The sequence below is a fragment of the Stieleria maiorica genome, assembly GCF_008035925.1.
GTDB lineage: Bacteria > Planctomycetota > Planctomycetia > Pirellulales > Pirellulaceae > Stieleria > Stieleria maiorica.
Genome location: NZ_CP036264.1, coordinates 2,558,026 through 2,571,265, shown reverse-complemented (window position 1 = coordinate 2,571,265; position 13,240 = coordinate 2,558,026). Strand labels below are relative to the sequence as shown.

The 13,240-nt window shown below is 55.5% G+C and carries 12 protein-coding genes; 6 read left to right on the top strand and 6 right to left on the bottom strand.

Translation table 11 applies throughout. The features are described from left to right. The first annotated feature begins 25 nt into the window (after window positions 1-25). The 5 genes from Mal15_RS08850 to Mal15_RS08835 all read left to right on the top strand — a co-directional run bounded on the left by Mal15_RS08850 (window position 26) and on the right by Mal15_RS08835 (window position 6,571). Window positions 26-1,654 carry a sialidase family protein gene (locus Mal15_RS08850; protein ID WP_167546690.1) on the top strand — a complete coding sequence of 543 codons (1,629 nt, stop codon included), beginning with the start codon at window positions 26-28 and terminating at the stop codon, window positions 1,652-1,654. Between the two features lie 95 nt (window positions 1,655-1,749). Next, entirely contained in the window at window positions 1,750-2,688 is a 939-nt protein-coding gene (locus Mal15_RS08845; protein WP_147867428.1) for a dihydrodipicolinate synthase family protein, read from the top strand. Next, window positions 2,688-4,025: a hypothetical protein gene (locus tag Mal15_RS34585; protein WP_233903354.1), complete on the top strand. Its 1,338-nt coding sequence runs from the start codon at window positions 2,688-2,690 to the stop codon at window positions 4,023-4,025. The genes Mal15_RS08845 and Mal15_RS34585 overlap by 1 nt, the downstream gene beginning before the upstream one ends. Then, window positions 3,947-5,341: a sodium:solute symporter gene (locus Mal15_RS34580; RefSeq protein WP_233903353.1), complete on the top strand. Its 1,395-nt coding sequence runs from the start codon at window positions 3,947-3,949 to the stop codon at window positions 5,339-5,341. Before Mal15_RS34585 ends, Mal15_RS34580 begins: the two co-directional genes overlap by 79 nt. Before the next feature lie 54 nt (window positions 5,342-5,395). Continuing rightward, a complete protein-coding gene (locus Mal15_RS08835; protein ID WP_147867427.1) occupies window positions 5,396-6,571 on the top strand; it encodes an AGE family epimerase/isomerase in 1,176 nt (391 codons plus the stop codon). 40 nt (window positions 6,572-6,611) lie between these two features. On the opposite strand, the gene Mal15_RS08830 is transcribed toward Mal15_RS08835, so the two are convergent. The 4 genes from Mal15_RS08830 to Mal15_RS08815 all read right to left on the bottom strand — a co-directional run bounded on the left by Mal15_RS08830 (window position 6,612) and on the right by Mal15_RS08815 (window position 10,740). Beyond that, on the bottom strand, window positions 6,612-7,568 hold the full coding sequence (locus Mal15_RS08830) for a universal stress protein (protein WP_147867426.1): 957 nt from the start codon (window positions 7,566-7,568) through the stop codon (window positions 6,612-6,614). 71 nt (window positions 7,569-7,639) lie between these two features. Next, complete coding sequence (locus Mal15_RS08825; RefSeq protein WP_147867425.1) at window positions 7,640-8,053, bottom strand: GreA/GreB family elongation factor; 414 nt, start codon at window positions 8,051-8,053, stop codon at window positions 7,640-7,642. Between the two features lie 59 nt (window positions 8,054-8,112). Beyond that, complete coding sequence (locus Mal15_RS08820) at window positions 8,113-8,361, bottom strand: hypothetical protein (protein WP_147867424.1); 249 nt, start codon at window positions 8,359-8,361, stop codon at window positions 8,113-8,115. A gap of 549 nt (window positions 8,362-8,910) precedes the next feature. Then, window positions 8,911-10,740 carry an SLC13 family permease gene (locus Mal15_RS08815; RefSeq protein WP_167546689.1) on the bottom strand — a complete coding sequence of 610 codons (1,830 nt, stop codon included), beginning with the start codon at window positions 10,738-10,740 and terminating at the stop codon, window positions 8,911-8,913. A gap of 291 nt (window positions 10,741-11,031) precedes the next feature. Between Mal15_RS08815 and Mal15_RS08810 the strand changes: the two genes are divergently transcribed. Beyond that, window positions 11,032-11,598, top strand: a complete 567-nt coding sequence (locus Mal15_RS08810) for a hypothetical protein (RefSeq protein ID WP_147867422.1) — start codon at window positions 11,032-11,034, stop codon at window positions 11,596-11,598. A gap of 521 nt (window positions 11,599-12,119) precedes the next feature. On the opposite strand, the gene Mal15_RS08805 is transcribed toward Mal15_RS08810, so the two are convergent. Together Mal15_RS08805 and Mal15_RS33965 are read right to left on the bottom strand one after the other, a co-directional pair. After that, on the bottom strand, window positions 12,120-12,596 hold the full coding sequence (locus Mal15_RS08805; RefSeq protein WP_147867421.1) for a DinB family protein: 477 nt from the start codon (window positions 12,594-12,596) through the stop codon (window positions 12,120-12,122). A 24-nt stretch (window positions 12,597-12,620) separates the two neighbouring features. Further along, window positions 12,621-12,773 (bottom strand): hypothetical protein, encoded by a 153-nt coding sequence (locus Mal15_RS33965; RefSeq protein WP_167546688.1) that lies wholly within the window; start codon window positions 12,771-12,773, stop codon window positions 12,621-12,623. Between the last annotated feature and the right edge of the window lie 467 nt (window positions 12,774-13,240).

The following is a 13,240-nucleotide window of genomic DNA, read 5'->3' as shown; positions in this document are numbered from 1 at the left end:
AATCAACCACACAGAAACTTCGGTGATGAACATGACTCTCGGTCGTCTTCTTACCATTCCGGTCATCGCCCTACTACTCGTGGTGCCATTTGAGGCGCCGGCCGATGACGTTCTTTTCAGCACTTCGTTTGAACGTCCACAGGACGCAACGTTCCGGCAGATCACTCTGGGCTCGGTCGAGATCGAGGCGACAGGGACGGCAGGCATCACTTCACGGTTTGCCCGCAGCGGCGACCAGTGTCTGCACATGCTCGGCGACGCAAACAACACGGTCACCTTTTTACTTCCACCGGAATTGTCCGGCGTCAGGGGAATCCGCTTTTTTGCTGAGCGGTGGACGGCCAAAGGTCCGTTTGCATTCAAGGTCGAAGTCCAACAGGACGGGAAATGGCGCGATGTTGCACAACTGGACCGTGTCATCGACGTGGGCGCTCGATTCCGTTCACACATCCAACTTCCGATCACGGGCAATGCCAAAACCGAAGCCATTCGTTTCAGCGCCGAAGCGGCGTCCCAGTCGGGGCTGCTGATCGACGATCTGTCGTTGCATTCTTCGGTTCCCCAACGGCCAACGTCCATTCCGAGCGATGTGATGCCGAGCGAACCGCTGAAACTGATCAGCAGTCAGTCCCTGTTTGTGTCAGGCACAAACGACACGCACACGTTTCGAATCCCGGCCATTGCGACCGCAACCAATGGTGATCTGATCGCCGCTTGCGATGCCCGGCGGACCGGATCGGGCGACCTGCTTCCGCAGCGGACGATCGATATTGTGTTTCGCCGAAGCACAGATAATGGAGAGACCTGGACGCCAATGGAGGTCTTGGATCAGTCTGACGATGGAGGATGCAGCGATCCATCGTTGCTGGTCGACGAAATCACCGGCGACATCTTCTGTTTTTACAACTTCATGGTAGATGATAAGTCGAACAAGGAGTTTCGTTTTTACGTGCAGAAAAGTTCGGACCATGGAAAGACATGGGGAAAACCAGAGGACTTCACAAGCCAGGTCGCCGGCCCCGAATTGCAGAATGCGTTCAAGTTCATCACATCGGGCCGAGGTATTCAAACCCGCGATGGAACACTGATCCACAACTACGTTCGCGTCGGCAACGGAATCACCCTGTTCGCCAGCGGAGACCATGGCAGGACATGGAGAGTGCTCAGCGATGTCACGCCGGGGGACGAGTCAAAAGTTGTGGAATTGTCAGACGGAAACCTGATGGTCAATTCACGGATCTCGCCAGGCAAGCGGATGGTGCATCGGTCGGCTGACGGAGGCAAGTCCTGGGACAGCGCGGCCGACTTCAGCCTTCCCGACCCGCGTTGCAACGCCAGCATCATCCAGTACACGGCGAAACGCGATGGCTACTCTAAGAATCGGCTGCTGTTCTGCAACGCTGCCTCCAACAAAGGACGCCAGAACTTGGCAGTCCGAATCAGCTACGACGACGGTGTGACCTGGAGTGCCGGAAAGGTGATCGACAAAGGGCCCGCTGCCTACTCGGAAATCACCATTTTGAAAGACGGTAGTTTCGGCGTCTTGTACGAACCCGGCTATAGCGAAATTCGTTTCGTCCGTTTCACGCTCGATGCGCTCACAGACGGGACCGACCGGTTGACCAAGCCCTATGCCCCCGCCATCAGGCCTTAAAGCTAACGCGTTTTTGTCGTTAGCCGCGTGCGTCTCGCATCGTGCCCACTCACTTCACTTGCCCAACATCCACTGCTACAAAGACTGGTTCGATCATGAACGATAACAAGCTCCGCGGCCTGATTGCCGCAACCTATACACCGCTTGATCTCAACGGTGAGCTAGACACTGACCCCATTGGACCGACGACCGAATGGCTGATCGCCCAAGGCATTAGCGGCCTTTACACCTGCGGAAGTACCGGCGAGGGAATGTCGCTCAGGAGTGCTGAGCGGTGTAGCGTTGCAGAAGCATACGTCCAGTCCGCCGCTGGCCGCGTGCCAGTCATCGTTCAGGTCGGGCACAACAGCGTCGCCGAAGCCAGACAGCTTGCCGCCCACGCACAACAAATCGGGGCGGATGCGGTCTCTGCGACGTGTCCGTCTTACTTCAAAGTCAATGATGTCGACACGCTGGTCGATTGCATGGCCGAAGTTGCCGCCGGCGCGCCGAAGTTGCCGTTTTACTATTACCATATTCCAGCCCTAACCGGTTCAACATTGGACATGGTCGAGTTTCTCAGGCTCGGGGGCAAGCGAATCCCGAACCTGCGAGGTCTCAAATACACCGACACCAAGTTGCATGAATTTCAACAATGCTTGGAGCTGGACCAGGGAAGATTCGACGTCGTTTGGGGGTGTGATGAGATGATGCTCGGCGCACTGGCGACGGGGGCTACCGCCGCGATCGGAAGCACATTCAACATCGCTGCTCCCCTGTACCTTGAAATCATCGATGCCTTTCGCCTCGGAGATTTCGTTGAAGCTCGACGTCTGCAGTCGCTCTCGGTGGCAATGATTCGGGCGATCGGCAAGTACCCGTTCCATCCAGCGATGAAATCCGTGCTCGGCTTCAGCGGCTTCGATCTGGGTGGCTGTCGCCTGCCCCAAGGCCGCTTGTCGCAATCCGAAACCGAAACCTTGCGAAACGAACTGTCATTGCTTGGATACTTCGAGTGGGCACAGCCAAACTCCCACCTTTCGGCGATTTCGTGATGAAGTTGATCGCCGCGTCGATCCTCCTTGCTTGCGTTTGCATTGGCTCGGTGTCGATGTTCGCCGGTTCTGTGGCTTGGTCCGATGAGCCGCAATGGTTGTCTTGGAGCGAACTGCCACCGGTGCCCGACGAACTGGGGTATGCGGGGCCGTTTGCCGGTGTCCACAACGGCGCCCTGATCATGGCAGGAGGTGCAAACTTTGCCAAACCGGTTTGGGAAAACGAAAAACGATGGCATGACCAGATTTTCGTACTCGCCAAGAGCGATCTCGGTAAGGACGGCACCAAGTTCGAGTGGAAAGATGGCGGCAAACTCTCCACGCCAATCGCTTATGGCTCGGCCGTCTCAACGGCCGATGGCGTCGTCTGCATCGGTGGTAGCGACTCGGACGATACCTTTGCCGACGTTTTTTTGTTGCAGTGGGATGGCGAAAAGGTCACGTCCCAACGCTATCCGTCGCTACCACGGCCCTGTGCGCATGGTGCAGCCACTCTCATCGATGAGACGATCTACTTGGCTGGTGGCCAACACGACGCATCGCTCCAATCCACGATGTCAACGCTTTGGTCTCTGGACTTGTCACAGCGTGGTGATGCGGAAGAGTTCGTGTGGAAGGGACTTCCGCCGTGTCCGGGCCCGTCCCGCGCGTTCAATCTGACCGTCGCGCAGCACAATGGGTACAACGATTGTGTCTATGTGATCAGCGGCAGGCGACAGCACGGCGACGAAGTTGAGTTCCTCAAAGACGTATGGGAGTACACGCCCGCGACGCAGCAGTGGCGGGAGCGAAAAGCGGCCCCGCGGTGTGTGATGGCTGGAACGGGAATTGGCTTCGGCCAGAGCCATCTTTTCGTCCTGGGCGGCGCAGACGGCTCGCTTTTTCTCAAAGGCAATGAGCTCAAGGACGATCACCCCGGCTTTGTCAAAAAATCGCTGGCGTACCACACGATCACCGATACGTGGATCGAAGCCGGCCCTGTGCCACAGAATCAAGTCACGACAATCGCGGTGAAGTGGGACGGATCGATCATTATTCCCAGCGGCGAAATTCGACCACGTGTACGATCACCCAAGGTTTATCGGGTCACGATGACCAGCCCAGGCCGTGACTTTGGCATGATCAACTACGCCGTGTTGTTTGGCTACTTGTTGGCGATGGTATCTACTTCACTAACAAAAACAAGAGCACAAACGATTTCTTCCGAGGCGGCCAGGCGATTCCGTGGTGGGCGGCCGGCTGTAGCATCTTTGCCACCATGCTCAGCTCGCTCACGTTTACCGGCATTCCATCAAAATCGTTTGCCCAGGACTGGGTGTATTCGATTGGCAATCTGATGATTCCAGTGGTCGCAGTACTCGCGGTCTTCGTGGTGATGCCGTTTTACCGGCGGATCGATGCGACCAGCGCTTACGAGTACCTGGAAAATCGATTCAGTCCTGGCGTGCGTTTGTTTGGCAGCGCCAGTTTCACGCTCTTTCACGTTTTTCGAATGGCCGTTGTGATGTCGTTAACCGGTTTGGCGCTTGCGGTCGCCACGCCGCTGACACCTGCACAATCCGTGTTGTTGATGGGCGTGTTGAGCATCACGTACTGCACCATGGGCGGTATTGAAGCCGTCATTTGGACCGACACGATTCAGACTGTTGTGTTGCTCGGCGGCGGACTGCTGGCGTTGATCTTGTTGCTGGGCGGTGTGGAAGGCGGTGTCAGTGGCTTTGCGACAACGGTATCGGATGCGGACAAGTATAAAATCGCCAATTATCACTGGGACGCAAGCAGTGCACAGATTGCCCTCTGGGTGATCATCCTTGGTTCGATCGCTCAAAACGTTTCATCGTACTCCGCCGATCAAGCTGTTGTGCAGCGGTACATGACAACGGCAACCAAAGAGTTAGCGGCACGCTCGATTTGGACTAACGCGGTGCTGACGATTCCTGCAACTCTGTTGTTCTTTGGGATCGGAACAGCACTGTTTGGTTTCTACAGTTCTCATCCCGAAAAATTAGATCCGACGATCACGACCGATCAGGTCTTCCCGTTGTTCATCGCTCGTGAAATGCCGATCGGAATCGCGGGGCTGATCGTGGCCGCCGTGTTTGCTGCCGCTCAGTCCACTGTTTCGACCAGCATGAACTCGACGGCCACCGCGATCGTAACCGACTTCATGAGACCGCTGCGTGCCTGCAGGACAGAGCACGGGTATTTGAACGCAGCCCGTTTCTGGACGTTTCTGTTAGGAGTGGCCGGAACGCTGCTGGGCCTTGTTTTCGTCAATCCAGAGATCAAATCGTTGTTTGACACTTTCATCATGGTCATCGGTTTGTCCATGGGGGTGCTGGGTGGCTTGTTCGTGTTGGGAGCACTCAGTCGGCGAGCGAATGCGAAAGGCGCAATGATCGGCGCGATCGTGGGTGCGGCTGTGATGTTCTCGATGTGGAAATTCACTCCGATCAACGGATATCTCTACACGGCCAGCGGTATTACCTCCTGCGTCGTTGTGGGTTTCCTCGCCAGCCTCCTGTTCGGTAGCCCATTGGACGATTTGACGGGGTTAACCATCTATACGTTGCACGACCCGGAATTTGCTTCCCAATCGAGCCCGGTTGTCCAATCGGCCAAAGAAGCAAAGCAGTCTGAAGGCCTTTCTTAACAATGATGATGTTCACCCTATCCGGCCGAATGCAGGATGTAGGAGACCAGGTCGATGGATGAGATTCGCCGCTCCAAATTGATTTCCACTTACCGGGACGGCTTGCTCGAAGACACGCTGCCTTTTTGGATAAAGCACTGTGTCGATCGAGAGCATGGTGGTTTCATGATGTCGCTTGATCGTGACGGCACCGTCATCGACACCGACAAGGGCGTTTGGCAGCAGGGACGCTTCACTTGGCTGCTGGGGGAACTTTACAACAACGTCGAGCAACGGCCAGAATGGCTCGAACTGGCCAAGCACGGTGCACAGTTTCTCGACGATCATTGCTTTGATCCCCGTGACGGTCGGATGTGGTTTCATGTCACCCGCGATGGCAAACCGATTCGTAAGCGACGCTACGCATTCTCCGAAAGTTTTGCCGCGATCGCGTTCGGGGAATTGGCCAAAGCGACTGGCGATCAGCGATATGCCGAAAGGGCGAAACGAACTTTTCAACGTTTCATTGACCACAACCTGGATCCACAGGGCACCGATCCCAAATTCACCGACACACGTCCCCTGCGTGGACTCGGATTTCCGATGATCACGATCGCGACCGCTCAAGAGCTGCGTGAGTCGATCGACTTACCCGAGGCCAACGAGTGGATCGACCGCAGCATCGACGACATCCGCCAATTCCATCTCAAAGAGGACATTCAGTGCGTGATGGAGACGGTCGGTTCCAGCGGCGAAATTATCGACCATTTCGACGGCCGTACGCTGAATCCGGGACACGCTATCGAAGGCGCCTGGTTCATCATGCTGGAAGGCAAGCTGCGTGGTGATGGCGAACTGATTCGCACCGGCTGTCAGATGCTGGACTGGATGTGGCAGCGGGGCTGGGACCCGCAGAACGGCGGCATGCTCTACTTCGTCGATGTGAATGGCCTGCCGGTTCAGGAATACTGGCATGACATGAAGTTCTGGTGGCCACAGAACGAATCGATCATCGCCACGCTGTGTGCCTCTCTGCTTACGTCCGACCCCAAGTACGAGCGCTGGCATCGGATGATTCACGACTGGACCTACTCGCACTTCCCCGACGCGGATCACGGCGAATGGTTCGGCTATCTGCACCGTGACGGTTCCCTCAGCTCGACATTGAAAGGCAACTTTTGGAAAGGGCCCTTCCATCTGCCTCGGATGCAGCTCGTTTGTTGGCAACTGCTCGCCGAATCGTCAGAGTGATCGACGTCCTTCCGGTTGGCGTGTCATAGTGCGAAATAATTTAAGCCGGTGCAGCCTCGACGTAATCACCCATTTTGATCGGTGAGACAAATCTGTTCGGCTTGACGGCGATGACCGAGCACTCGATCGAGCCCAGAATGCGCTCGGCTGTGTTGCCGATCAACATGCCCGCGGCACCACTACGACCAACCGTTCCCATCACGATCAGATCGACACCTTCGAGCGATGCGAATTCGGGGATCACGATCGGTGCGTCGCCCTTGAGCATGTGCACAGATTCGTCGTCGATCGTGCACCCATGCCCTAGCAAAAATTTGTCGAGCAATCCTTCGATGTGTTCCAGTCGACTTCGTTTCATTTGCTCAAATTCGCCTTGGGGCATTCGTCCGTGGAGCAATTGTTCGCCGTCGATTGTCCAAGCGTGGGCGATCGATCGTCTTGCACCGTGCCGCTTGCTGATTGCTTCGGCCAGTTCAAGAATCGTCTTGTTCAGCTCCGCGTCGACAGGGTCGCCCGTCGAAGTGTCGATACACGCCAAAACGTGCCTGAGAATCGCGGGTGAATCCGGTGCCACCAAGTGAACGGCGCAGGGACATTCCCGCAACAATCGAGTTCCTGTCGTTCCAAAGAACCCCTTGCGACGACTGTCGCTGCCCTTGGCGATTCGCATGACAAGATCGTGTTTGTCTCGCAAAACTTCACGAATGATCTCAACGGACGACTTTCCGCTGAGTACCTTCGTTTCCACGTCGATGCCTTCGGCGCGAAGCGGTTCCGCCAATTTTTCAAGCTGTTCATGTTTCTCGCGAACCATTAATCCGCTAATGTGATCATGGTCGTTTACCAGCAGACGAACCGTCCAGGGTAATGGCGGTACGACGTCGACAAGTTTCAAAGAGGCGTTGCTCTCCTTGGCGAGTCTCGCGGCTTCGGTAATGGCACGTTGGTCTTCAAGTCGCGTGTCGGTAGCGACCAGGATATTGTTGAAACGTTTCATGTCTGAGATCCTTTGTGGGTGGGGTATGCTGCCAGCGGTGAAACGCAAGCGGGGAGCTTACGCCACATGGTTTACGCGGCAACGGAGTCGCGTTCAGGTTGGTAGATCACTTCGTCGATACGTAGAATGCTCTTGTCGGCTGAGTCGGACCCGCCGACCGTGTGCCCGACTTGGTTGCCGAGGATCGCCGTTCCGATCGGTGCAAGGATCGACAATCGACCCACAGTGATGTTCACGTCGTCGGGATAGACGAGCGTATAGGTTTCGGTCCGCTTGGTCTCCAAGTCCGTCAGCTTGACGGTCGAGTTCATCGTCACGACATCGTCTGGCACCGAGGCTGAATCGACAATCGTCGCGTGTTGCAGTTCTGTCGCTAGATCTCGAGCGGCTTTCGGGTCCGAAATCGCGCCGAGCAATTCTTCCTTCAAGAGTTCAAGCAGAAGATCGAAGTCTTCGAGTGTCACAAACAGTTTCCGGGATGCCATGTCGAGAAGTCCGGTTTGGAGGTGATGTCGTACTGAGAGGAATTGGGGATGAAGACGAGCTAGAGCAGTACCAGGATCACGGTCACGAGCAACACGACGAGCAGCGCCAGCAAAACGGTGACGCTGTAACGCCGCTGATCGTTGCGATAGGTGCCCATGTCACGCTTCCCCACATCTGCGGCGGAATCGTGCTGTGATGATCGCGAAACCTTGTTGATTTGTAGCGGCACGCGCCGGGGCTTTGGTAGTGGCTGACGCAAGCTCTTGGTGCGGACCGTTGGCGACAATGTTGTTTTCCACAAGAGCATGACGATGACCCTTATTGGCCGAGAATGCTGTAACGGAACTCGTCATCGACTGGTCGATTGAATCAACAGGGCCGTGAAGATTCCGATGTGTACGGGGTCGAAAGTCCCGATGACTTACCCTACGGACTTACTCGAAGCAATCTTCGGACCAAAGGTACGAACGGCGGTGTTTCGGGGACTCACAAATCAATTGCGTGTTGGATACGTCACCACGGATAGCGAAGCGCCAACCCAGGTTGACGCTCTAGGTTCTCGCGATCCGTGTGGCTTCAGACGGCCAATTGAGCCTTGACTGTTTTCTCCGTGTGAATGCACGCCAACCACCGGTTGGTCCGCCGTTTGCGTAAGTGAAGTGGTAGCGAGCTTCATCACGAGATTTATGAGTGATGAAGCGGCGACGCATGACGTGCTGAACTACACAATCCGAGGAGAATGACAATGAACATCGACAGGACGCACGAACACGAGATCGATCGCTGGGAAAACGAAGGTGGGAGTTTCCTCTGCCGCGCGGCTTACATCGCCGATCCGATCGGTGTTCAGCAATGGTCATGGACTGAACGGAAACAGCAGCGGCACGATGGCGAGTGTCGCAAAAAGAATCAGCAGCTGAAGCAGCACGCCTACTTTTAGGAAATCACCAAAACGATAGTTTCCCGCTCCGGCTACCAAAGCATTGATCGGTGACGCAACGGGAGTGGAGAACGCTGTGGACGCGGCCAAAGCAACGCCCATCAGTAACGGATAGGGAGAGATACCAAGCCGCTCGGCGAGTTGGAGTGCCAGTGGGGCAATCAGTACACCGGTCGCGGTATTCGAGATTGCTTGGCTTAACAGCGACGTGACCGCGAAAAGCAGCAACAAAAGCGATGACGGACTCGTAAGTCCGGGGCTCTCCACGATTTCACCTACGACCAAGTCGAGTGTCCCAGTCTTCTCCAACGCAGTTGCGAGTGGCATGACGGACGCAATCATCACAATGCTCTCCCAATTGATGCTCTGGTAAGCATTTGATCCCCGAAATGCTCCGGCTATCACCATCAGTGTGGCAGCGGCGAGAACGGCGGTCACGTTGGCAACGATGCCGGCACTCATTGCAATCAGCATTCCGACGAGAATGACGACGACCCAACGGGCGGCGGGAGTAAGCGGCGACTCTCTTTGTTCCTCCTGTTCGCTGACCAGCAATACATTGCTTCGCGATTTCCTTAGTCTCTTCAACGCACTTGCATTGGCGGCGATCAACAGCGTGTCGCCAGGCACCAGCGGAGTGTCCGATGTCCGAGTACCAACCGGTTTGTTTCGATGCTGTAAAGCGAGCACCATTGCCCCGTAGATGCGAAAGAAATCCACGTCCCGCACCGTCCGGCCGACAAACTCTGATCGCGGGGGAATAATGAGTTCGGCCAAATAAACTTCTTTGGGCAATGCCGCTGTTGATGCAATCAATTCGATTTTCCCCTCGCTGATTAGGTTTGCGATGGCTTCCTCATTCGATGACTTGATCAACAGCGTGTCACCGGGTTGCAGAAGAGTATCCGGGTCACATTTTCGCACCACCGTGCCCCTCGCACCTGTGGTAGAAACCGCGATCACATTGACATGAAAAACGGTGCGAAGCCTAAGGTCGCGGAGGGTGCGACCCGCGAACGTCGATCCGTGTGGAATTCTGATTTCGCGAATCTGGCCGTCGACGCCGTAGCTGTGAATCAGTTCCGGACGCGACACGAATCCCTGATCTTGCGACGCATTTCCGGAACCCGTGCGTTGCGCCGGAAGCAGGCGAGTGCCAATCGTACACATGAAAACGATGCCTAGCGTCAGCATCAGAATTCCGGCGGGGGCAAATGAAAAGAAGTGGAAGGTATCAAGCCCCGCATCTCGCAATACCTGATTGACGACCATGTTCGGTGGCGTCCCAATCAGCGTCAACATGCCTCCGAGCGAAGCGGCAAATGCCAAAGGGATTAGTAGCTTTGACGGCGAAACTTTGGCGCGGCGACAGAGGCTCAGAACCACGGGTAACATCACCGCTACGGTCCCAGTAGAGCTGAGAAATGCCGATAACAACGCGCTGGCCAGCATTACGATCACCGTTAGCCGAATCGTAGACGTGCCGCCAAGTCGGCCGAGCCACCTGCCTGCAAGATCGGCAACGCCGGATTCCAGGATCGCACCACCAACGACGAACAGTCCCGCGATCATCAGGACCAGCGAGTTAGAGAAACCCGCGGTTGCTTCGGTTGGTGTGAGGATACCAGTGAGCAGAAGTACCATCAGAGAGATGAATGCCACCACGTCCAAACGGAAGCGGTCCAGCACGAATGCAATGATTGTCGCCAGCAGAACGCAGGTCACTATCCAAATGTCAGTAGTCATAGGAAAATAGTAACGACGTTGCGAGAGTGGCGTAAGCATCCAGCTCGCGATTGATAAGATAACTGCACGATCGATTTCGAGGAGTTAGACGCGGTATTGCGTCAACGGACATGAATGCCAAGAATCGTCATCGCACGGCGTCTTCGCGTCAACCCTGACTAACATTGGGCGGCATTCGATCGTCAAATCGCCATGTATCATCTGTTGGTACGACAGTTGCACTTCAGTTAGTCAAATCGGGCTCTTGACCCCGGGACAACCTGGAACTGTTGCAACGAAGGGAGAAAACTAATGGCATTCGACGCACTCGATACTCGACTACGTGCTCTGGAGGATGAGTTCTTTCACCAAGTGGATTTAAAGCTTGGTGAGCAACTGCGCGAAAAGACTTTGCGTGAAGGGAAGCGTAAACGCCTCAGCCAAGCAATTCCTGTTGATGACGAGACGTCGCTTGATGAATTGATCGAGCAGGGCATCGACGAACACACCGTTGCGGTGCTTTTGCTGGTGCCACTCGTTTTTGTCGCCTGGGCCGATGGCCACGTCACCGAAGCCGAACGCAAAGTCGTGATCGACTGCGTTTCACAATACTCCCACGAGGATGCCGACTCCTTTGTACGGATCATTGAGCCGTGGCTGAGGCATCAACCAAGCGAAACGCTTTGGGAGGCCTGGCAACTGTACATCAAAGCCTTGCGGGAGAAATCGTCCGATGCCGTCGCGAACATGCTCGGCGAAAAGCTCATGGAACACGCCACTCGCGTCGCCAAAGTTTCCACAAGCTTCTTGTCGCTTCATCGCATTGGTCCTGAGAAGCAAAATGCTCTGAACCGACTTCGAGACACATTGGCGTTGTGAGAGCCTCCGGGACGACAAGTGACCAGCTACCGATTGCGCTCGGCCGCGCGGACGTTGATCGCCCCGAGAGTGTCCGGGACAGCATCAAAAACGGTTCCGAACGACATTTAATGAAGTTGACCCGATGATGCTGGACGACACTGCGAATACAGCCAGCCACGAAACAACCAGGTCAATGCTGCCAGCACGATCCACGTCATCGACCCGACACTGATCGTGGCGATCCCTGCACTCGCGACGAGTGGCGGCAAGGAACTGAACAAGGCCTGAGCGTCGCAATCAATGGAAGCACTGTCAGGTAAACAGCGACCCAAACCACGCGCGTCATTTTATACTTTGGCGGAGCGGCATTGAAAGGAATCGCCGCGGGCGGCGTGAACCAAGTCTCGAACCCGGTGAAATGTTGAACCTCGGCGGAAATCGCCATGGCTTCGTACGAAGAAACTTTCGTAGAAAACACGCCCGGAATTAGGGGGAGGCTTGCCGACTTGGGGCAAAACGATGCCAGCAGTTTGCATCCACTACCCGTCACGATCCAGCGCCGCTAGCTTGTCTTCGATGTAGGCGACATGATGCGGTAGATGATTCGTGACATTTCCCAAAAGCGTTTCAAGCGAGATCGGACCGTCGTCGCTGTGGTGGCCGATTCGTTCAAAGTCACGCTTATTGAGCAATCGCAAGATTCGTGTCATCTGTTTTCGCACAGACTCAATGACGTCAAGTTCCTCGCGTAGATCGCGTGATTCGTAGGCTAGGCCAGCTGCAAATACTCCAGGATCTCCTCCAAAAAACGTTGGCTGATGCTCGGCGATCACTCGCTTCATTCGGTCAGCATAGACCAGTTCGAAATCCGCGATGTGACAAACAACTTGGCGCGTGGACCATTTCCCGGGAATCGGTACTGCATCAAGCTGCTCCGCTGACAGTTTCGCGACGACATCGTGCAGCAGGGTAGGCCCTGCTGCATACTGAATAACCAGATGCGTACTCGTCTCCATACCGAAACAGTCCTCGACTCCTCACTATTGGATCGGAACGGTGTAACTGATTGCTCCGATCGGCTGCCCTTCCTTCACTTCTTCTGCTGAAATGCCCGCGGTGGAAACGATCGATAGGAGAATGGTGGCGGCGAAACAGTCGGAAACGAATCCTCCAAAGTTAGTCGTCCGTCTCATTGAATGGCTCCGCGCATAGAACGCGGGGGGTGGCAAACTCGCAACCCCCAAAGATGCTCCCCTGTTGCATCGTTTTTAACCTTTAGCGGCCAGGCCGTCAACTTATCTGGGCACGCCCCCAATGCGGATGGCGACGGAGTCTGGTAGCGCTCGTTCGCTTTCGGTCACTGCCAGCCCATAGGTCGGTGATACCGGGCGAGCAAAAGAAAATCGGCACGCATCGCTGGTTTGATCGCGAGTCACGACGCCGTGATCCGCCGATTCGGCGGCGATGCCGCCACACAGGCCAACACGGGCTTCCGTAATCTGTTCGGCCTATAACTTTCTCTGTACTTCTTTTGACACGTCCGATCCTTGCTTGGACGCCGGTTAACCTAAATCACTTAAACATGTATAGTTCATGCATGTTTTAAGCGGATCCGGGGTCCACTGCCAACGGCAGCCCGTCTGCCGGGTTTTCAGCAGAA